Here is a 25,366-nt window from a genome sequence, read left to right as displayed (position 1 = left end):
CAGAGCCTGCGCGAACACCGGAAACACCTCGAACAAAGCCCGACCCATACCCGGACGCTGACTGCCCTGACCCGTGAACAACAACGCCACCCGGCCCGGGGAACCAGCCACACCCGTCACCACATTGGCCGCATCACGCCCCTCCGCGAGCGCGACCAACCCACCCAGCAACTCCTCCCGACCGGTCCCCGTCACCACCGCACGGTGATCGAACAACGCACGCGAGGACCCCAACGAAAACGCCACATCGGTCGGCGCGACGGTCGTGTTCGCCGCCAGGTGCTCTCCCAGCAGCCGCCCCTGGTCGGCCAATGCCGCGCCGGTCTTCGCGGAGAGGATCAGTGGAACGATCGTGCCTGTGCCCCCGGGCGCCGGGGAGCTGCCCGGCTCTTTCGATGCCTCGGTTTCCGGTTCCGGAGCCTGTTCGAGGATCAGGTGCGCGTTCGTGCCGCTGATGCCGAACGACGACACCGCCGCACGACGGGGACGTTCCGCGTCCGCGTCCAGGCCCGGCCACACGGTGTTCTCGGTCAACAGCTCGACCGCACCCGACTCCCAGTCCACCTCAGGCGTCGGCTCGTCCACGTGCAGGGTCCGGGGCAGGCTCCCGTTCCGCATGGCCATGACCATCTTGATCACACCCGCCACACCCGCCGCGGCCTGCGTGTGACCGATGTTCGACTTCACGGAGCCCAACCACAGCGGGCGGTCCTCCACACGACCCTGCCCGTAGGTGGCGAGCAACGCCTGCGCCTCGATCGGGTCCCCCAACCGGGTCCCCGTCCCATGCGCCTCCACCGCGTCCACCTCACCCGGACCCAGCTTCGCGTTCGCCAACGCCTGCCGGATCACCCGCTGCTGCGACGGACCGTTCGGCGCCGACAGCTGGCTGGTGGTTCCGTCCTGGTTCACCGCCGAACCCCGTACGACCGCCAGGACCTGGTGCCCGTTGCGCTGGGCGTCGGACAGGCGCTCCAACAGCACGAGGCCGACGCCCTCACCCCACCCGGTGCCCTCGGCCCCGGCCGCGAACGAGCGGCACCGGCCGTCCGGGGACAGTCCGCGCTGCCTGCTGAACTCCACGAAGGCATCGGGACTGGCCATGACGGTGACACCGCCCGCGAGCGCCAGCGCGCACTCGCCCTGGCGCAGCGACTGGGCGGCCAGGTGCATCGCCACCAGCGACGACGAACACGCCGTGTCCACCGTGACCGCCGGACCCTCCAACCCGAACGTGTACGACACCCGGCCCGACGCGATGCTCGGAGCGCTACCACTGATGACGGTGCCTTCGTATCCCTCCGGGACACGGTGCAGGCGGGAGCCGTAGTCGTTGTACATGACGCCGGTGAAGACACCCGTACGGGTGCCGCGCAGCGCGGCCGGGTCGATCCCCGCGCGCTCGAAGACCCCCCACGACGTCTCCAGCAACAGCCGCTGCTGCGGGTCCGTGCTCATCGCCTCACGCGGGCTCATCCCGAAGAACACCGGGTCGAACTCGTCTGCGTCGTGCAGGAACCCGCCGTGACGCGTGTAGGCGGTACCGGAGTGCTCCGGATCCGGGTCGTAGAGGCCTTCCAGGTCCCAGCCGCGGTTGGTCGGGAATTCCGAGATGACGTCGCGCCCTTCGGCGACGACGTCCCACAGGTCCTGCGGGGATCGCACGGAGCCGGGGAACCGGCAGTCCATGGCGACGATGGCGATCGGCTCGCTCTCCCGGGCCTCCATCTCGCGCAGGCGGTTCCTCGTCTGCCGGAGGTCGGTGGTCGCACGCCGCAGGTAGTCGCGGAGCTTCTCCTCGTTACCCGCACCCGTGCCGTTGTTCCCCGTGCTCATGCGGCGTCATTCCCACTCTCGTTGCGAACGGACGACTGCGAACAGCGTCGACGCCGTCCCTAACGGTCCCCTTAGCGCGGCCTAAAGCCGTCGCGGCGCCGACGGCCCTCTGTCCGGGACGGTGGCCCCGGCGGCTCGTCCGCTCTTCGTGAAGGCGTCTCTGATCAGGCCGTTGATGGTCTCCACGTGGCCGGTCAGGAAGAAGTGGCCCCCGGAGAACTCCTGGACGGTGCACGTGGACTCCGTGTGCTCCTCCCACGCCCTCGCCTCGTCGAGCGTGGTCTGCGGATCGCTCTGGCCGGTCAGGACGTGAACCGGGCAGGGGACCACGGCGCCTTCGTCGCAGACGTAGGTCTCGATAGCCCTGTAGTCGTTGCGCACCGAGCGCAGCACCATGTGCCGCAGCTCCTCGTCGTCCAGCACCCGGGGGTCGGTCGCTCCGTTGCGACGGAGTTCGTCGACGAGGCCCTCGTCGTCCATCAGGTGAACGCGGCCCGGGCGGCGGCGGGACGGCGCGCGCCGTCCGGAGACCATGAGGAAGTCGGGGCCGCCGCCCGCCTCGACGAGGCGGCGGGCGACCTCGAAGGCGAGTACCGCACCCATGCTGTGGCCGAAGAACCCCAGCGGCAGGTCCGTGTGACCCCGGAGGACGTCGGCCACCAGGTCCGCCATGGTGGCGAGGTCGTCGACGCAGGGGTCCCCACGCCGGTCCTGACGGCCGGGCAGTTGCAACGCGAGCACGTCAACGTCCGGGGCCAGCGCGGCGGATACGGGGTGGTAGAAACTGGCCGCCCCGCCAGCGTAGGGGAAGCACACGAGGCGGGCGGCGGCCTCCGGCGCGGAGTGGTAGCGGCGCAGCCAGGTGGTGTCCGTCGTGGTCGGCATGGAGCTCCTCGTGCGACAGGTGGGCATCGCGGTGTCCCGGGCGGGACCGCCATCGTGGGATCCACGGCTAAAACGATCCTTGGCCGGACCTTGGTTCGGCAGTCGGCGAGCCGACCGCAAAGAAGCGGGACGATCATCCCGATAATGCGGGACAAACATCCCGCTTCTGTGTTACGGTTCCCCGAAGTCGTCGACGCCGTGAGGTTGCACATGCTGATCGTCGCCGGTTCCGGAAGAACGGACCCCGAACGCCGGGCGGAGCTGCTGCGCTGGTTCGAAACCGAGATCCGGCGCGCCCGCACCGAGCCTGGCTGCCTGGACTACGTGGTCAGCGCCGACCCCGTCGCGCCCGACCGCGTCAACGTCTTCGAGCGCTGGGAGTCGGAGGAGGAGCTCGCCGCGCACCTGGCTGCCATGCCGCCGATCCCCGACGATGTCGGCCCGTTCCGGAGCGTCTTGGTCGAACGGTTCGTGGTCGTCTCGTCGGCGCCCATGGCGACGGCCGAGTAACACCGCGGACCCGGCCGCCCGGGCCCAGTGCGGGACCGACGGACGACCGGGTCGGTGGCGGAGCAGGCGGAGCTAGTCGGCTCGAACAGAGAGGGCATGGTTGAAGACGTCATGCGGGTCCCAGCACGCCTTGGTCCTCTGCAGCCGCGCGTAGTTGCCCTTGTAGTAGAGCTCGGACCAGGGCGCTCCCGAGGTGTTCCAGGCGGGGTCCGCCAGGTCCGAGTCGGGGTAGTTGATGTACGCGCCGTCATTGGCGGAGTTCGGCACCGGCACACCGCCCGTCGAGGCGTACACGTCCCGGTAGAACTCACGCATCCACCGCATGTGCTCCGCGTCCTCGGCGGGGTCCTGCCAGGCGGTCAGGTAGCTGAGCTTCATCACCGAGTCGCGCTGGACGTGGGCGGTGTCCGAGGGAGCGAGCGCGTTCACCCGCCCACCGTAGGCGTGAAAGCCCAGTGCGCCCAACGGATTGGTGTACCCGGGATCAGTCAGGTACCTGAAGGCGGTCGACAGCTGGGCGTCGGTGTACCCCGACCGGAGGTAGGCGGCCTTGATCTTGGCGCGGTACTTGGTGGTGTCGCCGCCCCCGGGCGGCCCGGTCTGCACCACGGTCTCCCAGGGAACCCTGTCCACCACCTCGATCGGCGACAGCGACAGCCCCGCGCCCATCGCGGCGACCTTGTCGGCCAGCATCTCCTCTCCGCCGCTGCCCAGATTGACCTGGCCGAGCATGGGGATGACCCCCGAGGGGCGACGGTAGGCGTACAGCTCGCTGAAGAGCGGGGCCTCGGCCGCGCCCACCGCGCTGTGCTCCTCGCACCAGTCCATGTAGTTGCGCATGAGCCGGGTGAACACCGCCTCGTCGATACCGTCCCAGGACCAGTTGACCGAGAACGACAGGACGGACTCCGGCGGGTTGGGCAACTGGGCCGAGGCCCTGGCCCTGGCCCTCACGTGCGGATCACGCAACCAGTAACGGGTGACGACGCCGAAATTACCGCCGCCACCGCCGGTGTGCGCCCACCAGAGGTCCCTGGCCGAACCGGAGTCCTCCCGCGACACCACGACCGTCTCCGCCTCACCGGAAGCGTTGACGACGACGACCTCCACCGCTTGCAGGTAGTCGGACGAAAGTCCGTGCAGACGGCTCAGCGGCCCGTATCCGCCGCCCATGATGTGCCCGCCCGCACCGACGTCAGGGCACCAACCACCCGGAAGTGTGACTCCCCACCCGCCGTAGAGGTCGGTGTAGATCTGCCCCAGCGTCGCCCCGGCCTCCACCAGGAAGGCCCTACGCCGCCAGTCGTAGGTCACGCCGGTCATACGGGACATGTCGATGATGACCCGCACGTCGGAGTCGTCGACGAAGGTCTCGAAACAGTGGCCGCCGCTGCGGACGCTCAGGAGCTTGCCGTTCTGCACGGCGTCGTTGACGGCCACCACCACGTCGTCGGCCGACTCGACCAGGTAGACGTAGTCCGGTGTACCGACCGCTCTGCGGTTGTACCCCCTCAACACCAGCTCGTCGTACAAGGGGTCGTTCGGAGTCACTTTGACCGGCGATCCCGTGGCACCGCCGGAGACGTCACCCCATGCGGCCGGCACTGACGGACCCCCCAGGGCTGGGACCACACTCAGCCCCGCCGCCACGGCGGCGCCGCGAAGGGCGCCTCTCCTGGTGAGATGAACCATCACACTTGTCCTTTCCAGTGGGGGACCTGGAATCCGGCCGCGGACAACGGCACGACCCCAGGCCGTGCAAAACGCACATCAAGGACACACTGGGGCAGGGGGAGGCGCGACGGAGGAGCAGTGGTCACGCGAGGCACGGTCCAGCAGACGACGCTCCCGACCCACCCGCTTGGCGAACGCGAACCATCGCCGACGCACAACGCGGTCCAGCGCATCCTCGGCCCATGGTGGGCGGGGGTCCTAACGGTGTTCTTTCGTCCCGCTTAAGCGGCGCGGATCATCGGCAGGACGGCATCGTCGAGGATCGCCTCCAGGTAGGCGTCCGGGACGTCGGGGCCGTGGGTGACGAAGTGGTAGACGAGCATGGCCGGAGCGACGCTCACGGTCTGCTCGTTGGCCGCCCCCGGACGGAACTCACCGGACTCGACGCCCGCGCGGATGATCTCCAGGATGCGGGCACGGGTGGGTTCGACCACGCGTTCCTGGACCACCGGTCCCAGGCCGCCGTCGATACCCTTCTTCGCGGCCCGGAAGGCGGCGTCCTGGGAGAGGGCGAAAGCCTCACGGACACCGCGCATCAGCTCCAGCATGTCAGCACGGGCCTCACCGGTCAGTCGCACCTCGGACGGCTTGGGCAGCGCACTGGTCAGGGCGTCCAGGACCAGCTCGTCCTTGTTGCCCCAGCGCCGGTACAGAGCCGCCTTGCCGGTGCCCGCCGCCGCGGCCACCCCGTCCATGGTCAAGGACGCGTAGCCGACCTCACGCAACTGGTCCAGCGCGGCGGCGAGGATCGCGGCGACCAGGACCGCGCCTCGGCGGCGGGGTCCCGACCGGTCGACCGAAACCGAGGCCGTGCCCGACGAACCCATCAAACCCTCCGATGACTGATTTCACCCCTTGCGGGTGCGCAGGGCGCGTGCAATAGTGGACGCGGTCGTTCACTATTACCAAGTCCCTTCGTCATTATGCGGCGCACGGGAATCTGTGTCCATAGCGCGGATCACCATCCGAGGTCATCTGGGAGACCTGGTCGGCCGGACATCACCCCCAGAACAACCCGGCGGCAGGGACCTGCCCCTCCCCGCGCGCCGGCTGGTGCTCCGCTCCCGCGGGTCCGGTGCCCGGCCCGCGCCACGGACACACGGAGAAACCAGGCCACGGACAAGCACGGACAGCACGTCCTTGGCCAGGGAAGCCAGCGAAGCGTGTCAGCTCCACCAGGCAAGACAGAGTCAGTGAAAGGAAGCGGCAATGCGATCTGTTCCTCTCGGGGGTTCGGGGTCCGAGGTATCGGCCCTCGGCCTCGGCTGCATGAGCATGAGCGACCACTACGGTCCGGTCGACAACGAGGAGTCCTTGAAGACCTTGGCGCGCGCCGCCGACCTCGGCGTGACTTTCTGGGACACCGCTGACGTCTACGGGGCCGGCGCCAACGAGCGGCTCCTGGCGCAGTTCTTCGCCGCCGGCCGACGTGACGAGATCACTCTGGCGACCAAGTTCGGCGGCGTCGTGGACGACGACGGCAACATGACCATGAACGTCCGCGGCGAGGCCGCCTACGTTCCCCAGGCCTGCGATGCGAGCTTGCAGCGTCTCGGCGTCGACCACATCGACCTGTACTACATCCACATCCCCGACCCGAAGGTGGAGATCACGGAGACCGTGGGCGCCATGGCCGAACTGGTCGCCGCCGGCAAGGTCCGTGCGCTCGGTCTGTCCAATGTGTCCCCGGAGCAGATCCGTGCCGCCGCCCAGGTGCACCCCATCGCCGCGGTGCAGATGGAGTGGTCGCTGTTCGACCGCGGCGTCGAGGAGACCGTCCTTCCCGCCTGCGCCGAGGTCAACGCCTCGCTGGTCGCCTACTCACCGCTCGGCAGGGGCTTTCTCACCGGTGTCTACACCTCTTCCGAGGGGCTTGACGAGGCGGACGTGCGACGCGCCGTCCCCCGGTTCAACGAGGAGAACCGGGACCACAACACCTCCCTGCTGCGTCCGATCGAGGAGATCGCCAAGGCTCACGGCGCCACGCGCGCGCAGGTCGCCCTGGCCTGGCTCATGAAGCAGCAGGAGAGGTTCGGCACGTCGGTCGTCCCGATCCCGAGCATGCGTCGTCTGTCCCGTCTGGAGGAGAACTCGGGTGCGGCCGAGATAGAGCTCACCGACTCGGACCTCGCCGCGCTGGAGCCCATCGCCAGCCAGGTCCAGGGCTCCAACCGCCCCCCGCTGCCCCCGGAGATCGCGGAGCAGTTCGGCCTGAAGTAGGGACTCGAACACACGGCGTGAATTTCCCGACGCCAGAGTAGCCTGTTCCGTCGGTGACGCAGCGGCGTTCCCGTAGGGCACGCCACGCACGGGACAAAAGGGAAGGGTGGACTCCACCCTTCCCTTTTGGATGTCCGGATGCGGAACCTGGACCCCCCGGCCCTGACGTGACCCACCTGGCGCTTCCGCGTACCGCCGAACCGATCCCGCTGAACTTATGTTCGGCCATCAGCACCGGAAGCGCCCCAGCTCCGAAAACGGGCTTTCGGCCAGCAGGCACCGATATCGTGAATATCATTCATATTTCTCTGGTGTTCCGCGAGTGGATTACCCCGAACCGACGACAGCAGCACAGCCGCAGGACGGCGGAGCAGCGCTCGTGTTCGACTTCCACACAGCAGGACGGCCAAGCGAACACCAGGAACTTCCTACGCATTCCCTGAAACTTCCCCCAGCTTCCCCCGGCGGTGAGGAACATCAGAATCCGAAGCTTCGCAAGGATTTTACATACCTCCGGCAGGAGGTTATGACACCCAACCACGCCGCTTCAACACCACCAAGGCAATGGCCACATCCGGCCAACTCCACGCCGCCCGGAAGGGACATCGGAGTAGTAATCACTTGACACTCAGAAGACTCGGATCCTAGACTCCAAAATATATCATCAAGATGACCTGACCAGCCAAAACAAGAACATCAACAGCGAATGATCCCCATCATTCACAAATTCACCAACGAGAGCACTCCGCGCCCGGTCGAATACGGTGCGTCACACGATCGCCGACTCCGAGCCATGAACAGAACAACATGTGTGGCAATACTCGCCACTCACCCTTCGAAAAGAAACACTCCCCCGTGACACACTGCCCAGCTCAGACAAAAGCAGCGGGGAATGTTTATTTGAAATTCTTCTCATCGGGGGAAAATTGCGTTACGAGATTCTGGGTCCATTACGCATTATAGGCGAAAACGGCGACACTGAAATCAAGGCTCGCAAGATCGAGACACTTCTCACCGTGTTCCTGATTCGGGCGAACCAAGTCGTCTCAATAGATGAGTTAATACTGGAGATGTGGGGAGAGCACCCTCCCAAAAGGGCCACCGCAGGTCTGCATGTCTACATCTCACAGCTACGCAAACTCCTGCGGCAGCCCGGGGACAAGACGCGTCGCATCATCACCCGTGCCCCGGGGTACACGCTGGAGATCGATGATGATCAAATTGACTATCTCGATCTGCAGCGCCACGTCGACGAAGGCCGCCGTCTCTCCCGGGACGGCCACCACCGCGACGCTGTCCGCAGCTTCGAAACAGCGCTGGACACGTGGAGGGGGAATGTTCCCCACGAATCCTCGAAAGGGCCGATCCTGGACGGTTTCGTCGCGTGGACCGACGAAATACGCCTGGAAGCCATGGAGATGCTGGTCGAGTCACGTCTCGCACTCGGTGAGCATCGGGAACTGATCGCGCAGCTTCGTCGACTGGTGGCTGAGCACCCCTTCCGGGAGGCGTTCTACCACCAGCTCATGCTCGCGCTCTACCGGGCTGACCGCCAGGCCGAGGCGCTCCGCGTCTACCACACCGCGCGCGCGATGCTGAACCGTGAGCTGGGCCTCGAACCGTGCCGTTCTCTCCGGGACCTCCAGCGCGGCATCCTCTCAGAGGACGCCGAACTCCGTCTCCTCGCCGACGCGGACGCGTCCGAGGAGACCCTGTACAGCGCTCTCGGCTTCGATCCCAAGAGCCTGGCTTCGTCCGGTTCCAGAAGGACCTCCCTCTAGCCACCTGCGGCACCGGTCGGGCCTGCCCCTCCCCCGGTGCGGTACACCGCCCCCGTTCGGGTGGCGAGACAGACGGTCGCGTTCTGGCGTACCGCTGTCAGGCCCAGCCACAGGGCGAGACGAGAGCCCCACCCCACCCCACCCCTCCCGCTCCGGCACGTCGCGGTGGCGGTCAGCGTCCGGTGCGGCCGTCGACCAGCTCGCGGAGGATGTCCAGGTGCCCTGCGTGGCGGCCGGTCTCCTCGATCATGTGCACGAGCGCCCACCGCATCGACGGGGCCCTCTTGTTACGGTGCCCCGCGTGCGCGGGCTGGCCGAGGTCGTCGCAGGCGGCGATGGCCCGGTCTGCGGCGGCGACGGCGTCGCGGTACCCCTCCAGAACGCCCGCCGTGGTCTCGCCCGTGTCGGCGTGGAACGTGGCCTGCCAGTCGTTGACCTCCTCCCCGAGGAAGAGGGAGCGCTCGACGTGGGCCAGGTGCTTGACCAGGCCGAGCAGGTTCGTGCCGGACGCGACGCCCGGGGCGCGCACGTGCTGCTCCGGCGCGCCGTCCAGCTTGGCGAGGACGCCCTCGCGCAGGTAGGACAGGAACCCGGTGAGGACCTCCTTCTCTCCGGGCCCGGTCCTGGGCGGGGGCTGGTCGCGTCGGCGCGGCTGTGCGGCGGGCGTCTTCGCGGGTCCCTTCGGCGTCGCCCCCGTGCGGCGCCGGGCCACCACCACGTTGTCGCTCACCCGCGCGCTCCGACCGTCGGGTCCGTGGGCCGTCCGCGAACGCCGCTCGCACACGAGGCCGGTCCAGTCGGTTCCCAGGTCCAGCGACCGCCACAGGTCCTCGGGGGAGGGGAAGTCGTCGCGCTGCTCCCAGGACCAGGGCGCGCTGGACGCGTGGTCGAGCACGACCAGCAGTCCGCCCTCGCCCACCGACCGCGACACCCGGCGCAGAACGGCGTCACGGTCGATGTCCACCGTGGTGTGGAAGTAGTTCGCGTAGACGAGGTCCCACAGCCCGGTGTCGGGGACGGACAACGCCAGGTCGTGGCGCCGCGTGGTGAGGCGGTCCTCGATCCCTGCCCGGCGGGCCCGCTCGGTCAGCACGGCGAGGACGTGCTCCGAGACGTCGACGGCCGTGACGTTCCATCCCTGGGCCGCCAGCCACAGGGCGTCTCCGCCCCGGCCGCAGGCGAGTTCGAGGGCGCGGTGCGCGCCCGCTCCGCGTTCCGGTTCCCGCGGTGGCACCAGAGCCAGTTCACCGGCGAGTTCGGCGAAGGCCGCGTTCGGCCCGGGCGGTGGCGTCGAGGGGTCGTCGCCCCCGTAGTGGCGTTCCCAGAACTCCCGGCTGGGCGAGGCGTCCTTCTTGTCTGTTTCCATGGATGCCAGTGTTCGCTCTGCCGACGCCGCGGGACCAGCTCTCGTGCAGAAGTGCAAAAGCGCGTGTGCGCGGCGCGAGCCGGTGGTTCCCGGCCTCTCCCCCGACGCCCCCGCTTCCGGCGGGCCGGGGACGGGACCACCGCGGCCGGGTGCCCGGCCGCTCCGTGCGACCGGCCCCTCAACTCCCGTGCAGGTGCACGCGTTCGCCCTGGGTCCCGAAGATCGCGATGGTCTCCGCCGGTCCGTGCTCGGCGGGGTTGCCGATCCAGTGCGGGGTCCGGGTGTCGAACTCGGCCGCCTCCCCCGCGCCCAGCAGCAGGTCCTGCTCGGCGCCGAGGACCAGCCGGATGGTTCCCGAGAGCACGTAGAACCACTCGTGTCCGTCGTGCGTGCGCAGCTCGGGCGGTGGCAGCGTCCGCGCTGGCGGATAGAGGACCTTGTACGCCTGGACCCCGCCCGCGCGCTGGGTGAGCGGGATGAACGTCAGGCCGAAGCGGCGCACCGGGTGCAGGTGCACCCGCGGATCGCCCACCCTGGGCGCGTCCACCAGCTCGCCGATCGGCACCCGGTACGCGCGCGAGAGCGGGAGCAGCTGTCCCAGGGTCGGCTGCACGCGCCCGGTCTCCAGGCGCGACAGCGTGCTCGGGGTGATCCCCGTACGCTCCGACAGCTCGGCGAGGGTCAGCCGAGCCCGGGTGCGCAGACGCCGCAGCCGCGCGCCCACGGCACGGAGCACCTCGGCGTCGTCCTCGTCGGCACGGTGGTTCGCGCTCTCACCCATATCCGCAACCTACCGTGCAGGGATGGGGACGGCGGCCCGTCCGTCCGTGCGGCCTCGTCGTCGGGGTCGGTGCGGGTCAGCAGCACGCCGGGCACGCGCACCGCCTCGGCGGGCGGCAGGGGCAGGGCGGGACGATGGGTCAGGGGGTGACCGCGCGGCGTTCAAGCCGCACGGATTCCTCCGTCGCATCCGACGTTTCCGACAGAACCGCGCCCTCTGCCCCCAGGACGTCCAAACCGGTACGCGGTGCCTCAATCAGGCGTACCGCACACCTTGTGACAGCACGCCACTACACATAGCATCAAGCCGACCCCACCGGGTCACCAAACAGCATCAGCACCCTCACCCCCGGGAGACCCCCATGCTGAGACGCGTCCTCATGCCCCTCCTGATCGCCCTGAGCGCACTGGCGCTGACGCTGGTGGGCACCGCACCGGCCACCGCCGCGCCCGCGGAGCAGTCCCAGCCGCTGCGCCAGACCGTCCTGTACTACGACGCCAGCCGGGCCGCGGAGTACACCTCCGCCGTCGCCTCGGCCGTGCGCGTGTGGAACTCCAGCGTCAGCAACGTTCGCCTGGAGCCGGCCTCCGCCGGACGGCGCGCCGAGATCCGCGTCATCGCCGACGACGGCTGGCCCCGCGCCCACCTGGGCCCGGTGCGCCCGGGCGGGCAGGTCACCGTCTGGATGGGCCGCCAGGGCACCGCCCAGGGCTACGACGCGGTGCGCATCGCCGCGCACGAGCTCGGCCACAGCCTGGGGCTGCCCGACGCCAAGCCCGGCCCGTGCTCGTCGCTGATGTCGGGCTCCACCGGCGGCGTGGACTGCACCAGCGTCCACCCCAACGCCTCCGAGCGCTCGCGGGTGGAGGCCAACTACGGCAGCGGCCGGACCGGCCAGCGCGCCGCCGACGGGCAGCTCCTGGTCGACCGCTTCTGAGCCGACCGCGCCTGGACGGGCGCACCGGCTCCGGGCCCGACGTCCCCGGGCGTCGGGCCCGCACCGGCGGGTCGGCGCCCGGGGCGTCACACTCCCGGTGCGCCCGTGCGGGGCCGGCCCTCGCGGGCGGACGGCGGTCCCGTCCGCCGGGGACACCGCGAACGGCGGGGATGTCCGCCTTCACCCGACGCGCCCCCGGTGGAGACCGGGGTCAGGAAACTGCCGGAGCCCCACGAGCACGAAGGCCTGCCGCACCTATCCTCTCCGGCCGTCCCGGTCCCCCGTGGTCTCACGAAACGGGTCCTCACGCCCCCGAGAAAATCCCCGGCACCGGACTCCGTATTCTCGCCCCCGGCCACCCGACGCCGGATCTCCCGACGAACCCAGAAGTCAGGTGACGATAAGGTGTCCGCATCTTCCCCCGGTGCCTTTGCGCCGCCGATCCCTGGAGGGCGCCTTGCGAAGACTCGCGCCGTGGGTCGCACTCACGCTCGTGGCCGTCCTCACCGCCCTCGTTCTGGGTGCCGGGTACCTGCTCGTACCGGCGAACCGTCCTTTCGAGTACGGCGGCGGAATCAGGCTCCAACTCCTGAGCATCTCCCACGGGAACGTCAACGGGGAGGAAAGGGTCACGTGGGGGGTACAGGTCATCAACGGGACAGGCGCACCGTTGGATCTGAGCTTCTCCTCGACCTGCCGTTACGGCGTACCACCCCGTCAGTCCGGCCTCTCCGCCCTGGCCGAACGGGGCGGAGAGAGGGTCCGGCTACCGGCGGGCCTGGTCACGAGTGTCGCGGACTCCTGCCCGTCACCGGCGTCGGGCCGGTGGTGGGCCTACACCCTCACGTTGGAGAGCGACACGGGCGACGTCGGCTCCCGCACCGTCACCTTCATGGGCAGGGCCCACTGACACCGCGGTGTCGAACCGGCCAGCGGTCTGGCGGAGCTCTGCCACCTCGCTGCCGACCGTGGGAGGAACTTCGGGCCCGCCGGACCGCCGCCTGACAGTCACGCGGCAGAGCGTTGCGGCAGCGTCTCCGGTACACCGAGACGAGAGGCAGCCCACCCGGGGGGGACGGATCGCCAACCACGAGCAGTACCGGATCTGGAACGGCGCGGACGGCCGCCACTGGGCCGAGCACCACCAGCGCTACGACGCCATGGCCGCGGGCCAGACCGACACCCTCCTCGACGCCGCCGCGATCACCGACACGCACCATGTGCTCGACGTCGGCTGCGGAACCGGCCAGACCACCCGCTCGGCCGCCCGGCGCGGGCACGCCCTCGGTGTCGACCTCTCCGAGCCGATGCTGGAGCGCGCACGCCGCAGCGCCGCCGCCGAGGGCCTGGGCAACGCGGAGTTCGCGCAGGGCGACGCCCGGCTCCACCCCTTCCCGTCCGGCGGACGGGTCAGTCCTGTGCGCCCAGCCGGGAGATCTGCCTGCTCACCGCGCGAAACCCCTGTTCGAGGGCGCGCAGGTCCTCCATGGGCAGGCCCATGAGGATGTCGTCGCGAAACGGCCGCGCCACCATCAGGCGCCGCACGACCGAGGCCCCCAGGGGCGTGGCGCGGACGCGGCGGACGCGCTGGTCCTCGGGGTCGGCCGAGCGCACGGCGACGCCGTGGGCCACGAGCCGGTCGAGCACGCCGGACATCGACGCCATGGAGACGCCGAACGAGTCCGACAGACCCCTGCCCGTCGCGCCCTCCTTCGTGGTGACCAGGACCATGAGCACCCTGAGCTGCTGGATGGTGAGGTCCATCGACAGCAGGTTCTGGAGGAGGGCGGCCATCACGGTCTCCTCCATGGCCCCATTCAGGGTCTGGATCTCGCGCACGATGCGTTCGCGTTCGTGTTCGCCCTGTTCGGACACCTGTTGCCGCATGCCGCCATGATAGAGCGCCGCAACGGGCACCCCCGGACCCAAATACTTAGCCTGATGCTAACCTTTTTGGTGCACGGTTCAACGACACCGCCGCCGCATCGGGATGGCAGCCGCCCGGATCCCGTTCCACGCTCCCGTGAGCACCACGGCCATCCCCCGCGCGAGCCCGGCGCCGCGTCCGCGTCGCGATGCGATGGCAACGAAGTGAGGACGGCACATGGGCACAGCCTCCGACACGACCGCCGACACCGACGACCGCACCGAGGAGATCGACCTCGACGCTCTGCGGGCCAGATACGCCCGCGAGCGCGACCGCCGCATCCGCCCCGACGGCACCGGCCAGTACCGCTCGGCCGCGGGCGAGTTCGGCTACTACGCCAAGGACCCCTACACCCCGTGGACCGAACGCGAACCGCTGACCGACACCGTGGAGGTGCTCGTGATCGGCGGTGGCTTCGGCGGCCTGGTCACCGGCGCGCGACTGCGCCAGGCGGGCGTGGAGTCGATCCGGATGATGGACGAGGCCGGCGACTTCGGCGGGACCTGGTACTGGAACCGCTACCCGGGCATCCACTGCGACATCGAGTCCTACTCCTACATGCCCCTGCTGGAGGAGGTCGGCTACGTACCGAAGTGGCGCTACGCCCCCGGCGAGGAGATCCGCCGCCACGCCGTGGCCATCGCCGACACCTTCGGCCTGTACCGCGACGCGCTGTTCCACACCCGCGTCACCGGCCTGGAGTGGGACGACGCGGCGGACGAGTGGGTGGTGGAGACCGACCGCGGCGACCGGATGCGCGCGCGGTTCGTCATCACCTCCTCGGGCACGCTGACCCAGCCCAAGCTGCCGGGCATCCCGGGGATCGACGCCTTCAGGGGCCACACCTTCCACACGAGCCGGTGGGACTACGGCTACACCGGCGGCGACCAGACCGGCGGCCTCACCGGCCTCGCCGACAAGAGGGTCGCGGTCGTGGGCACCGGGGCGACCGGCGTGCAGGTCATCCCGCACCTGGGACGCGACGCCAAGCACCTGTACGTGTTCCAGCGCACCCCCTCCTCGGTGGACGTGCGCGACAACCGCCCCACCGACCCGGAGTGGGCGGCCTCCCTCAAACCGGGCTGGCAGCGCGAGCGCATGGAGAACTTCCTGGCGATCGTCTCCGGCGAACAGGTCGAGACCGACCTGACCCGGGACGGCTGGACCTCCACCGCGCGGCTCCAGCGCAAGATGATCTCCGGCGCGCTGGACACCAGCGTCTCCACCGAGGAGCGCGAGCGGATCGACGAACTCGTCGACGCGCGGAAGATGAACCAGATCCGGGCGCGTGTGGACGAGGTCGTGGACGACCCGGCCACGGCCGAGGTGCTCAAGCCCTGGTACCGCTACATGTGCAAGCGGCCCTGCTTCAGCGACCACTACCTCCAGACCTTCAACCGGCCCAACGTGACCCTGGTGGACACCGCCGACCACGGCGGCATCACCCGCATGACCGAGGACGCGATCGTCGTCGGGGACACCGAGTACCCCGTGGACTGCGTCGTCTTCGCCACCGGGTTCGACGTCGGCGTGTCCGGGGTGATGTCGGGCACGCTGCCGGTGCGCGGGCGCGGCGGGCGCGACCTGCTGGAGTCCTGGAGCCGGGGGCCCAGCACGCTGCACGGCTTCTACAGCAACGGGTTCCCGAACCTGTTCCACCTGGGCGCGCTCCAGAACGCCAACTCGGTGAACTTCGCGCACATCCTGCTGGAGCAGGCCGAGCACATCGCCGCCGTCATCGCGCGGGGCCGCAAGAGCGGTGTGCGCGTGGTCGAGCCCTCCCAGGAGGCGGCCGACGCGTGGGTCCGGACCGTCCGGGAGAGCGCGCACGACAACTCCGCGTTCCAGGCCGAGTGCACGCCCGGCTACTACAACCGCGAGGGCGCGGGCGTGCACGGCGGGTCCTCCTACAGCCCCGGGCCCGTGGCCTTCCACCGGCTGCTGGCGGACTGGCGCGAGAGCCGCATGCACGAGGTCCTGGAGACACAGCCCTAGACAGTGTTTTTGGGACCTCCGCTTCGCTTCGGCCCGTGTTCGGGCGCCCGAAGCACGGGAACCTTCGGTGCCTACGGCGGGTTCGCTCGTGCCCACCCGTCGCCCGCCACCACCCTCAACGGACGCCTACGGCGCGGTTCTCCCACGGAAACCCGCCTCCACCACCTCCAGAACCCCGTGGGCGCCCGAACCACCCCCCACAGCTGAGACCGGTTCAAAAAACAGACCCTAGTCGGCCCTGGCCCTGGCTTCGCCCGGCCGCGCCGGCCGAACCTTCGCGGACGTCCGTCCCGCCGCGCGGCGGGGCGGACGTCCGCCGGACACGCCCCACGACCCCGAGACCCCGAGGGAACCGTATGGAACCGCACTGCCCCAGGCCGCGACGAACGGTGGCCGCCCGCGTACTCGCCGCGCTGGCCCTGACCGGCGCGGCGGCGGGGTGCGCCGACCCCGCCGCCACGAGTGAGGACGGCGGGGACAGCGGCGCCGAGCGCACCGCCGAACTCCTGGTCCAGGTGACCTCCGTCCACGAGGAGACGGGGATGACCCTGCTCGAAGGCCCGACCTTCGACGCCGACGGGCGCCTGCTCGTCGTCGACGTCACCGCCCCCGCCGGGGAGCCCAAGGTGCTCAGGGTGGACACCGGGTCCCGGGAGGTGACACCGGTGTTCACCGACGACGCCAGCGCGTACACCTCCGCGCAGTTCAGTCCCCACGACGACCGGCTGTACCTGACCGACTTCGCCGGAGGCAAGATCGACAGCATCACCCCGCAGGGCGAGGACCAGACCACGTTCTTCTCCGGGGACGTCGACGGTGCTCCGATGCAGCCGGACGACCTGGCCTTCGACGAGGCCGGGAACATGTACGTCAGCGACTCGACCGGTCACGCCGACCCGGCGTGGGAGCCCCGGGGCCGGGTCGTGCGCATCGACCACGACACCGCGGAGGCGACCGTCCTGGCCGAGGAGCTGCCCGCGCCCAACGGCATCTCGTTCAGCGCGGACTTCACGGGACTGTGGGTCGGCCAGTACGGCGCGAACCGCGTCGACCACCTCGCTCTCAACGAGGACGGGACCGAGGTGGAGACCTCCCACCCCGCCCTGTACTTCGACGGCGGCACCAGCCAGATCGACTCCATCGCGGTGGACGCCGACGGGAACCTCTACCAGGCCGTCCACGGCCAGCCGAGCATCTTCGTGTACAGCTCGCTGGGCGAGCACCTGACGACGGTCAGCGTCCCGGCCGACGCCGCCGAGGGGCTGGACTCGGCGACCAACGTCGCCATCGCGCCGGGGACGACCGACGCCTACATGACCGTCAGCGGGGCCGACGGCGGGTTCGTCTACTCCTTCGACGCGCTCGCCGAGGGGATCCGCCAGTCCAACGGCGGCTGATGGTCCGTTCCGTGCCGGAGGACGTGGAAACGGTCGCGCGTCCTGCCCGGGGGCACACGGGCCAGCCCCCGGGCAGGCGAAGGGGAGACCCAGGTCACACCCGCCCGTGTCACAGGGCGCCGGGCTGCCTCGTCTCAGGGGGTGTAGCCACCGACGACCGCGAAGGAGCGCCCCATGGACGCGCGTTTGAACTACTTCACCAGCCCGACCGCCGGCAAGGTCATCAAGCCCTTCATGTCCGTGGGCAGGGCGCTCAAGGACTCGGCACTGCCGACCGCGACGCAGGAACTGGTGGCGCTCCGCGTGAGCCAGATCAACGGCTGCGCCGTCTGCCTCGACATGCACACCAAGGACGCCGCCGCTGCCGGTGAGACCGCCGTGCGGCTGAACCTGGTCGCGGCGTGGCGGGAGGCCACGGTCTTCACCGACGCCGAGCGTGCCGCGCTGGAACTGGCGGAGGAGGGCACCCGGGTCGCGGACGCGGCCGACGGGGTCAGCGACGAGGTGTGGGAGCGCGCCGCCAAGCACCACGATGAGGAGCAGCTCACCGCCCTGGTCATGCTGGTCTCGTTCATGAACGCGGTGAACCGGCTGAACATCATCACCCAGCAGCCGGCCGGCGGCTACGAGCCCGGGCAGTTCCACTAGGTTCTGGCGCGGGGCCCGGCGGCGGGTCTCAGGCCCCGGGCCCCGTCCCTCGGGGGTGTCACCCCGGCCCGCCCGTGGCCGGGCCGGGCGGTGCGAGCCGCCCGCACCGAGGAGTACGGCCGGGCGGAAGGGCTTCGGGAAGGGGCGGGTCGGCGTGAGCAAGGTCGAGGAGTTCGAGGAGCTGCGGCCGCTGCTGTTCTCGATCTCCTACCGGATCCTGGGCAGCGTGAGCGAGGCCGAGGACGCGGTGCAGGAGACGTGGCTGCGCTTCGACCGCTCGGCGACCCGGCCCGCGTCGGCCAAGGCCTTCCTGTCGGCCGTGGTGACACGGATCTCGATCGACGTGCTGCGTTCTGCGCGGGTGCGGCGGGAGGAGTACGTCGGGCCGTGGTTCCCCGAGCCGCTGCTGAGCGATCCGTACCAGGATCCGGCGCGGTCGGCGGAGCTGGCCGACTCGGTGTCGATGGCGGCGCTGCTGCTGTTGGAGCGGCTCAGCCCGCTGGAGCGGGCGGTGTTCCTGCTGCGGGAGGTGTTCGCCTTCGGGTTCGACGAGATAGCCGCGGCGGTGGGGCGCTCGGAGTCGGCGTGCCGACAGCTGCTGGTGCGTGCGCGGCGGCACATGGCGGCCGGGCGGCCGCGGTTCGCGGCGGACCGCCGCGAGCGGCGGGAGCTGGCGACGCGGTTCTTCGACGCGCTGGAGAACGGCGACGTGGACGGTCTGCGGGACCTGCTGGCCGCCGACGTGCAGCTGGTCGGGGACGGCGGCGGGAGGGCCCCGCAGCTGGCCAGGGCCGTCGCGGGCGCGGCGAACGTGGCCCGGCTGCTGGGCACGGTCTTCCCCCGACTGCTCCGGGTCGGCGTGGTGCTGGAGCCGCAGGAGGTCAACGGCCAGCCCGGCGCGCTCCTGCGCGACCGGGACGGCAGGGTCCTCCAGGCCCTGGTCCTGGATGTGCTCGACGGGCGGATCCAGACCGTCCGCGGGGTGGCCAACCCCGACAAGCTGGGCCACCTCGGCCCGGTCGCCGACGCCTGGGCCGTCGACCGCGAGGTGAGGCGGGCCCGCACACGGTCGGAGTGACCTCGGCCGGACTGGCCTGGGCGGGGCTGGCCTCCGCCGGGTGCGGGCCGACGGCTTCGACCCGCACCCCTCCGACCTGCCGCCCCGGCCACGCGCGTTCCGTGACCGTCCGGCGGTAGCCGCCCGGGGCGGTGAGAGGGCCGCGGCGGGGTTCTCGCGGACCCCGTTCAGACGGTCTGGTTGATGCGCACGAGGTTGCCGGACGGGTCGCGGAAGGCGCAGTCGCGGACCCCGTAGTCCTGGTCGATGGGCTCCTGGACCACGTCCGCTCCGGCGGCCTCCAGGCGCTGGAAGAGACCGTCGAGGTCGTCGGTGGCCAGGGTGATCGCGGTGTAGGTGCCCTTGGCCATCAGCTCCAGGACGGTGCGGCGCTCGTCCTCGGTGACGCCGGGGTCGGCCGCTGGCGGGTGCAGCACGATGGAGGTTGCGGGATGTCCGACCGGCCCGACGGTGATCCAGCGCATGTCCTCGTAGCCGACGTCGTTGCGGACCTCGAATCCGAGGACGTCGCGGTAGAAGGCCAGGGCGGCCTCGGCGTCGGTGTGCGGCAGGAAGGCGTGGTGAATGGTGATGTCCATGCCCTCAACGCTAGGCCCGGCTACAGGGCGCGCGCTTCTTGATTCCTGACCGGTCTGGTCACCTGCTTGGCCAGGCACGGCGGGATACCCGCCGCCGCCCGCGAGTGGTCGCGGCGGTAGACGCTCGGCGGCACGCCGACCAGCTCGGTGAACCTCGTGCTGAACGTGCCCAGCGAGGAGGAGCCCACCGCGAAGCAGACCTCGGTGACGCTGAGGTCCCCTCGGCGCAGCAGCGTCATCGCGCGTTCGATCCGCCGGGTCATCAGGTACGAGTACGGCGACTCACCGTAGACGCGGCGGAACTCCCTGCTCAGGTGTCCGGCCGACATGTGCGCCCCGCGGGCCAGCGCCTCGACGTTGAGCGGCTGGGCGTACTCGCGGTCGATCCGGTCACGGACTCGGCGGATGACGGCGATGTCGCGCAACCGCTGTTCCTGTGCGTCCCTGTCGGCCATGGGTGCCATCATCCCACGCCGGAGGGCGTCGGCACGTCCGGAGGGCTTCTCCGGTCAGGAGCGCTCCGGTCGCGCCAGGTGTCCGCGCGGGGGCGAGGCGGCCCGATCGCCGTCGGCCGCCGGGCCCCGCCCCACTCGCGCTCCAGGGTCGCGGCCCAGCTCGACAGCAGGTCCGGTCCCTCCGCCGAGGGCGACCCCGGTTCGGCGCTGCAGGCGAGGAGCGGCAGGCCGGGGTCCGCGGTCAGTTCCATGGCCTCAAAACCCAGCTCCAGCCCGCCCACGACGGGATGGTGCATGGTCCTGGTGCCCGTGCGGTGCTGGTGGACGCTGTGCGCCGCCCACCGGGCGCGGAGGTCCTCGCTGCGCGTAAACAGCTCCCCCACCAGGTCCGACAGGACGCGGTCGTGAGAATCGCGCCCGGCAGCGGTGCGCAGGACCGCGACGGTGCCGTTGGCCGCCCGCTCCCCGTCGGGGAGGAAGTCCCGCGCACGGGGGGACAAGGAAGGCGAAGCCCCCCCCCCGGGCGGCAGCCTCCCGGACGAGGACGGCGAAGTCCCGGAAAGGGCTCAGGTCGTGACAGGCACTGACAGAACCTCCCAAACGTGCCGTCGAGGTGTTTGACTGCTGGAGGCGGTCGACGCGGCACGCGCGGCCGTCCCGTCGACCCGTGCCCGGACGGCCGGCCACGCCGTCCCGCGGGGTTCGACGCACATCCAACACGAACCCTTCTGAGGAGCTTCATGTCCCTCGTTCACGCCTACACGGCCTCGTCGGCGACCGCGCCCCTGGCGCCGGGCACGATCGAGCGCAGGGAGGTCGGCCCGAAGGACGTCCTGATCGACATCGCCTGGGCGGGGATCTGCCACTCCGACATCCACACCGTCCGCGGGGACTGGGGCGAGGTGCCCTACCCGTTGACCGTGGGGCACGAGATCGCCGGTGTGGTCGCCGAGGTCGGCGCCGAGGTCACCCGCCACAAGGTCGGCGACCGGGTGGGGGTGGGCTGCATGGTCGACTCCTGCCGGGAGTGCGCCCACTGCCTGGCCGGTGTGGAGCAGTACTGCCTGCGCGGCTTCACCGACACCTACAACGGCACCGACCGGGACGGTTCGGTGACCCAGGGCGGCTACTCCGAGCGCATCGTCGTGGACGAGCACTTCGTGCTGCGCATCCCCGAGGCCATCCCCTTCGAGAAGGCCGCACCGCTGCTGTGCGCGGGGATCACCACCTACTCGCCCCTGCGCAACTGGAACGCCGGGCCGGGGAAGAAGGTCGCCGTGGTGGGGCTGGGCGGCCTCGGGCACATGGCGGTCAAGATCGCCCACGCCATGGGAGCGGAGGTGACGGTGCTCTCCCAGAGCCTGAAGAAGCGCGAGGACGGGCTGCGGTTCGGCGCCGACCACTACCACGCCACCAGCGACCCGGCCACCTTCGAGCGGCTGGCCAACACCTTCGACCTGATCATCAACACGGTCAGCGCGCCCATCAACCTGGACGCCTACCTCAACCTGCTGGCGCTGGACGGCGCGATCGTGAGCGTGGGCGCCCCGCCCGAGCCGGTGGCGGTGACGCTGTTCACGCTGTTCGAGAACCGCCGCTCGTTCGCCGGTTCCAAGATCGGCGGCATCGCCCAGACCCAGGAGATGCTGGACTTCTGCGCCGAGCACGGCATCGCCCCCGAGGTGGAGGTCGTCGGCGCCGACCGGATCAACGAGGCCTGGGAGCGGGTACTGGCCTCGGACGTGCGGTACCGGTTCGTCATCGACGTCTCGACCCTGGGCGGCGCCTGACCGTCCCGTGGGCCTGAGGCGGTGGGCCCCGCCGCGCCCCCCGGTGAGGGGGCCAGCGGGGTCCACCGGGTTCGGCGGGCCCGTGCCACACGAGGCGGCGTCAGGTGAAGTACTTCCGGCGGGCCGCGTCGATCGCCCCGCTCCACCCGGAACGCGACAGTGCCAGCCCCCGGGCGCAGGCGTCGCGGTAGGCGTCCTCGCCGAGCGAGGACCTCACCGCGCCGACCAGCCGGAGCGCGTCGGGGGCGGAGGGCTCCAGGCATCCGCGGACCGACGCGCTGACGCCCAGCAGGACGGCGGCCCGCTCGGGGTCGCCGTCGAGCAGCGCGGCCTCGGCGAGGACCTCGGCGGCGAGGGTGGTCTGGGTCGGATACCACAGCGCCGTGTCACCCGTCAGGGCCCGCCCGTACCAGTCGCGGGCCCCTTCGGGGTCGTCTTCGGCCGCGGACAGGCGCCCCTGTGCGACCAGCACACGCTGCGCGTTCACGGCCCCTCCCCCGGCCGCGGCCGCACGGACCGCGTCCAACGTGATCTCGCCGAGGCGACGCGCCTCGGCGAGGTCACCGCGCAGTCTCGCCACCTCGCCGAGCCCGTACCAGGAGGCGAGCAGGACCCCGCGCGCGGCGCTGCGCCGGGAGAGTTCGGCTGCCCGCCCGAACGCCTCGTGGGCGCCGTCCAGGTCGCCCGCGTTCAGCATCCCTTCGGCGCGCAGCCGGACCAGGTCGGCGCTGTCCTCCAGGGCGCCGAGCCGGTCCGTGGCCGCCAGGGCCTCGCCGGTGAGGGCGAGGGTGCGCGGAAGGTCGCCCTGCCAGGAGGTGAGGGTCGCCAGCCCCGCGAGCGCCTGGACCGCTCCCCACTGGTCGCCCAGGGACCGGAAGGCTGCCAGGCCGGTCGTGAACGCCTCCTCCGCCGGACCGGGGTCGCCGTGGAAGAACCGCAGGTAACCGAGCACGACGTGGGAGGCCGCGCGCACCCAGGGGTCGGCGTCGCCGCCGCAGCGCTCCAGGAAGGGGGCGATGCCGCCGCGTCCGCGCCCGGACCGGCCCGCGGACGTCGGCCACAGCAGCGCCAGCAGCGGCCAGCGCAGGGGCAGGTCGAGGCCGCTGACCAGCGCTTCGGCTCTGCGCCAGGTGGTCTCGTCCACCATGCCGGACTCCGCTGCGACGGCGTTGGCCAGACAGAGCACGTACTCCTCGGCCAGGTCCTCGGGCACCGCGCCCCCGACCCTCACAAGCAGCCTGGCCGCCAGCGGGGCGCTCTCGTCGTGCCGCCCGCGCAGCCACCAGTAGGCGGAGAGGGCGGCGGTCAGCTCCAGCGCGGTCCCGGTGTCGTGCTCCACCGACCAGCGCAGGGCGGTGTGCAGGTTGTCGTGTTCGACCAGGAGCCGGGGCAGCCACTCCCCCTGGGCGGCGCCGCGCAGCCGTGGCTCCGCGGCGCGGGCCAGGCCCAGGAAGTGGGCCGCGTGGGCGCGTCGGATCCCGTGCCGCTCACCGGATTCGGCCAGCCGCTCGGCTCCGAACGCCCGGACGGTGGCGAGCATCCGGTAGCGCCGGGCACCGTCGACCGCCTCGACGAGGGACTTCTCCACCAGGCCCGCGACGGCGTCGGCGGTGGAGTCTCCCAGTCCGCAGACCTCGCGGACGGAGTCCAGGTCGGCGCCACCGCTGAAGACGGCGAACCTGCGGGCCAGGCGCTGTTCGCGCTCGTCGAGAAGCCCCCAGCTCCACTCCACCACGGCGCGCAGTGTGCGGTGTTTGGCCACCGCGGTGCGGCTGCCCCGGGCGAGCAGGGAGAAGCGGTCGTCGAGCCGGGCCGCGATCTCCTCGGGCGGCAGGGCGTTGAGTCGCGCGGCGGCCAACTCGATAGCCAGGGGCAGTCCGTCCAGGGCGCGGCAGACGAGGGTGACGGCGGCGACGTTGGACCCGTCCACCGCGAAGTCGGGGCGGACCGCCACCGCCCGCTCGGCCAGCAGGCGCACCGAGGGGTGGCGCAGGGCCTCGGCGGGGTCGGCGTCGGCCGGAGGAAGTGACAGCGGAGCGACCGGCCACAGCGCCTCGCCGGTGATGCCCAGGGTCTCCTGGCTCGTCGCCAGGACGCGCAGACGCGGGCAGCTCCCGAGCAGCCGCCCCGCCAGACGGGCCGCCGCCGACAGCACGTGCTCGCAGTTGTCCAGGACGAGCAGCAGGGCGCGGTCGTCCAGTGCTTCGACGATCCGGTCCACGGGGTGGCCGTGGACGTGTGCGGGCGGGCGCGTCCAGCCCGGATCGCGCATCCCGAGCGCGATGAGGACGGCCTGGGCCACCGAGGCGCCGGAGTCGACGGGGGTCAGGTCCACGAAGCACACGTCCGGTGCGAGGCGGGCGGTCTCGACCGCCAGCCTGGTCTTGCCGACGCCGCCCGGTCCGGTGAGGGTGACCAGCCGGGACTTCTCCAGGAGGGCGCGCACACCGCGCGGCCCCTCCGCGTTCCCGACGAAGCTGGTGATCGGGGCAGGGACGCCGGTCGGGGCCGGGCGGGCGGACGCCGGTCCGCGGTCGGGGTCCGACCGGTCCTCTGGCCCGGGTGGGCTTTCGGGAGCCGGTCGGCCCCCGGAGACAGGCCGCTGCCGGGAGGCTCTGGCTCCCCCGCCCTGGACGCCCGTGGCCGCCCGGACACCCGGGCCCGTCAGGGGTTGGCCGCGCAGGATGGCGGTGTGGACGCGGCTCAGTTCCGGCGAGGGGTCGGCGCCCAGTTCCTCGGCCAGCAGGGTCCGGCCGTCCGCGTACACGGCCAGGGCCTCCGCCTGGCGTCCGGCGGCGTGCAGGGCGCGCATCAGGTGGCCCCGCATGCGCTCCCGCAGCGGGTGGGCCCGCACGAGGCCGTGGAGTTCCTCGACGAGGGCGGCGCCCTCACCGCGTGACAGCCCCGCCGCCATCCGGTTCTCCCACGCGGTCAACCGCAGTTCGGACAGCCGCTGCGCGGGGGCGCGGGCGAAGTCCGCCTCGGCCGCGTCGGCCAGGGCCGGGCCGCGCCAGAGCGCCAGGGCCTCGTCCAGGAGCGCGGCGGCCCGGTCGAACCTCCCCGCGCCGAGCGTGTCGCGTCCGCTCGCGGCGAGGCGTTCGAAGCGGTGCGCGTCCACGTCGAGCGGATCGACGGCCAGCCGGTATCCGGCCGACCCGGACTCCAGGACCTCGCGGTCGGCCCCGTGCAGGCTGCCGCGCAGCCGGGAGATCTGGGACTGGAGGGCGTTGGCCGCCCCGGCCGGAGGGCGCTGCCCGTAGACGTCGTCGACGAGCCGCTCCCTCGTGACCCACCGACCGGCCTCCAGGGCCAGCACGATGAGCACCGCCTTCCTCCGGACGCCGCCGGTGGCCAGGAGCCTGCCGTCGTCACCGCGTACCTCGGTCGCCCCGAGGATCCCGAAACGCATGGGTCCCAGTATCCCGGACCGGCTCTCGACACGGGCGGG

At 71.1% G+C, this 25,366-nt stretch carries 22 protein-coding genes and 1 pseudogene; 11 read left to right on the top strand and 12 right to left on the bottom strand.

Annotation, left to right across the window (positions count from 1 at the left end):
- Both FYW99_RS25225 and FYW99_RS25220 read right to left on the bottom strand, forming a co-directional pair.
- A partial coding sequence (locus FYW99_RS25225; protein ID WP_150254516.1) for a type I polyketide synthase occupies positions 1–1,836 on the bottom strand: 1,836 nt, incomplete at its 3' end.
- 81 nt (positions 1,837–1,917) lie between these two features.
- The gene (locus tag FYW99_RS25220) at positions 1,918–2,721 is read right to left on the bottom strand and encodes a thioesterase II family protein (protein ID WP_150254515.1); all 804 of its coding nucleotides are present in this window, start codon (positions 2,719–2,721) and stop codon (positions 1,918–1,920) included.
- Between the two features lie 210 nt (positions 2,722–2,931).
- On the opposite strand from FYW99_RS25220, the gene FYW99_RS25215 reads away from it, so the two are divergent.
- Complete coding sequence (locus FYW99_RS25215) at positions 2,932–3,231, top strand: putative quinol monooxygenase (protein WP_150254514.1); 300 nt, start codon at positions 2,932–2,934, stop codon at positions 3,229–3,231.
- Between the two features lie 72 nt (positions 3,232–3,303).
- Here FYW99_RS25215 and FYW99_RS25210 read toward each other — a convergent pair whose 3' ends face one another.
- Both FYW99_RS25210 and FYW99_RS25205 read right to left on the bottom strand, forming a co-directional pair.
- Positions 3,304–4,782, bottom strand: coding sequence for an FAD-binding oxidoreductase (locus FYW99_RS25210; protein ID WP_223839539.1), 1,479 nt, complete (start codon positions 4,780–4,782; stop codon positions 3,304–3,306).
- 404 nt (positions 4,783–5,186) lie between these two features.
- Positions 5,187–5,792, bottom strand: coding sequence for a TetR-like C-terminal domain-containing protein (locus FYW99_RS25205; RefSeq protein WP_150254512.1), 606 nt, complete (start codon positions 5,790–5,792; stop codon positions 5,187–5,189).
- A gap of 382 nt (positions 5,793–6,174) precedes the next feature.
- On the opposite strand from FYW99_RS25205, the gene FYW99_RS25200 reads away from it, so the two are divergent.
- Both FYW99_RS25200 and FYW99_RS25195 read left to right on the top strand, forming a co-directional pair.
- Complete coding sequence (locus FYW99_RS25200) at positions 6,175–7,185, top strand: aldo/keto reductase (protein WP_150254511.1); 1,011 nt, start codon at positions 6,175–6,177, stop codon at positions 7,183–7,185.
- A gap of 926 nt (positions 7,186–8,111) precedes the next feature.
- The gene (locus FYW99_RS25195) at positions 8,112–8,966 is read left to right on the top strand and encodes an AfsR/SARP family transcriptional regulator (RefSeq protein WP_150254510.1); all 855 of its coding nucleotides are present in this window, start codon (positions 8,112–8,114) and stop codon (positions 8,964–8,966) included.
- Positions 8,967–9,138: 172 nt separating this feature from the next.
- Here FYW99_RS25195 and FYW99_RS33205 read toward each other — a convergent pair whose 3' ends face one another.
- From FYW99_RS33205 to FYW99_RS25185, 3 genes and pseudogenes are all read right to left on the bottom strand, one after another.
- The gene (locus tag FYW99_RS33205; RefSeq protein ID WP_223839559.1) at positions 9,139–9,678 is read right to left on the bottom strand and encodes a DinB family protein; all 540 of its coding nucleotides are present in this window, start codon (positions 9,676–9,678) and stop codon (positions 9,139–9,141) included.
- A gap of 138 nt (positions 9,679–9,816) precedes the next feature.
- Positions 9,817–10,332: pseudogene (locus FYW99_RS33200) on the bottom strand (SAM-dependent methyltransferase); the annotation flags it as partial.
- A 178-nt stretch (positions 10,333–10,510) separates the two neighbouring features.
- Positions 10,511–11,113 carry a helix-turn-helix domain-containing protein gene (locus FYW99_RS25185; RefSeq protein ID WP_150254508.1) on the bottom strand — a complete coding sequence of 201 codons (603 nt, stop codon included), beginning with the start codon at positions 11,111–11,113 and terminating at the stop codon, positions 10,511–10,513.
- Between the two features lie 361 nt (positions 11,114–11,474).
- Between FYW99_RS25185 and FYW99_RS25180 the strand changes: the two genes are divergently transcribed.
- The 3 genes from FYW99_RS25180 (at position 11,475) to FYW99_RS25170 (ending at position 13,552) form a co-directional block, all read left to right on the top strand.
- Positions 11,475–12,050 (top strand): snapalysin family zinc-dependent metalloprotease, encoded by a 576-nt coding sequence (locus FYW99_RS25180; RefSeq protein ID WP_150254507.1) that lies wholly within the window; start codon positions 11,475–11,477, stop codon positions 12,048–12,050.
- A gap of 457 nt (positions 12,051–12,507) precedes the next feature.
- Positions 12,508–12,960 carry a hypothetical protein gene (locus FYW99_RS25175; protein ID WP_150254506.1) on the top strand — a complete coding sequence of 151 codons (453 nt, stop codon included), beginning with the start codon at positions 12,508–12,510 and terminating at the stop codon, positions 12,958–12,960.
- 250 nt (positions 12,961–13,210) lie between these two features.
- Positions 13,211–13,552 (top strand): class I SAM-dependent methyltransferase, encoded by a 342-nt coding sequence (locus tag FYW99_RS25170; protein ID WP_150254530.1) that lies wholly within the window; start codon positions 13,211–13,213, stop codon positions 13,550–13,552.
- Here FYW99_RS25170 and FYW99_RS25165 read toward each other — a convergent pair.
- Positions 13,461–13,937 (bottom strand): MarR family winged helix-turn-helix transcriptional regulator, encoded by a 477-nt coding sequence (locus tag FYW99_RS25165; RefSeq protein ID WP_061078807.1) that lies wholly within the window; start codon positions 13,935–13,937, stop codon positions 13,461–13,463. The genes FYW99_RS25170 and FYW99_RS25165 overlap by 92 nt on opposite strands.
- A gap of 217 nt (positions 13,938–14,154) precedes the next feature.
- Between FYW99_RS25165 and FYW99_RS25160 the strand changes: the two genes are divergently transcribed.
- The 4 genes from FYW99_RS25160 to FYW99_RS25145 all read left to right on the top strand — a co-directional run bounded on the left by FYW99_RS25160 (position 14,155) and on the right by FYW99_RS25145 (position 19,095).
- Positions 14,155–15,972, top strand: a complete 1,818-nt coding sequence (locus tag FYW99_RS25160) for a flavin-containing monooxygenase (protein ID WP_150254505.1) — start codon at positions 14,155–14,157, stop codon at positions 15,970–15,972.
- A 356-nt stretch (positions 15,973–16,328) separates the two neighbouring features.
- On the top strand, positions 16,329–17,369 hold the full coding sequence (locus tag FYW99_RS25155; RefSeq protein WP_150254504.1) for an SMP-30/gluconolactonase/LRE family protein: 1,041 nt from the start codon (positions 16,329–16,331) through the stop codon (positions 17,367–17,369).
- Between the two features lie 174 nt (positions 17,370–17,543).
- Complete coding sequence (locus FYW99_RS25150) at positions 17,544–18,017, top strand: carboxymuconolactone decarboxylase family protein (protein WP_150254503.1); 474 nt, start codon at positions 17,544–17,546, stop codon at positions 18,015–18,017.
- A gap of 154 nt (positions 18,018–18,171) precedes the next feature.
- Entirely contained in the window at positions 18,172–19,095 is a 924-nt protein-coding gene (locus tag FYW99_RS25145) for an RNA polymerase sigma-70 factor (RefSeq protein ID WP_150254502.1), read from the top strand.
- A gap of 167 nt (positions 19,096–19,262) precedes the next feature.
- Here FYW99_RS25145 and FYW99_RS25140 read toward each other — a convergent pair whose 3' ends face one another.
- From FYW99_RS25140 to FYW99_RS25130, 3 genes are read right to left on the bottom strand one after another with little or no spacing between them, the layout of a single operon-like run.
- A complete protein-coding gene (locus FYW99_RS25140) occupies positions 19,263–19,673 on the bottom strand; it encodes a VOC family protein (protein ID WP_150254501.1) in 411 nt (136 codons plus the stop codon).
- 20 nt (positions 19,674–19,693) lie between these two features.
- Complete coding sequence (locus FYW99_RS25135; RefSeq protein WP_150254500.1) at positions 19,694–20,128, bottom strand: helix-turn-helix transcriptional regulator; 435 nt, start codon at positions 20,126–20,128, stop codon at positions 19,694–19,696.
- An 8-nt stretch (positions 20,129–20,136) separates the two neighbouring features.
- Positions 20,137–20,628 carry an MmyB family transcriptional regulator gene (locus FYW99_RS25130; RefSeq protein ID WP_223839537.1) on the bottom strand — a complete coding sequence of 164 codons (492 nt, stop codon included), beginning with the start codon at positions 20,626–20,628 and terminating at the stop codon, positions 20,137–20,139.
- 240 nt (positions 20,629–20,868) lie between these two features.
- Between FYW99_RS25130 and FYW99_RS25125 the strand changes: the two genes are divergently transcribed.
- Positions 20,869–21,918, top strand: a complete 1,050-nt coding sequence (locus tag FYW99_RS25125) for an NAD(P)-dependent alcohol dehydrogenase (protein WP_150254499.1) — start codon at positions 20,869–20,871, stop codon at positions 21,916–21,918.
- Between the two features lie 100 nt (positions 21,919–22,018).
- Here the strand turns inward: FYW99_RS25125 and FYW99_RS25120 are convergent, their stop codons facing one another.
- The gene (locus FYW99_RS25120) at positions 22,019–25,327 is read right to left on the bottom strand and encodes an AfsR/SARP family transcriptional regulator (RefSeq protein ID WP_150254498.1); all 3,309 of its coding nucleotides are present in this window, start codon (positions 25,325–25,327) and stop codon (positions 22,019–22,021) included.
- Positions 25,328–25,366: the final 39 nt, after the last annotated feature.

Source organism: Nocardiopsis deserti (assembly GCF_008638355.1).
In the GTDB taxonomy this organism is placed as follows: Bacteria; Actinomycetota; Actinomycetes; order Streptosporangiales; family Streptosporangiaceae; genus Nocardiopsis; species Nocardiopsis alborubida.
This window is presented reverse-complemented; position numbering and strand designations above follow the sequence as displayed.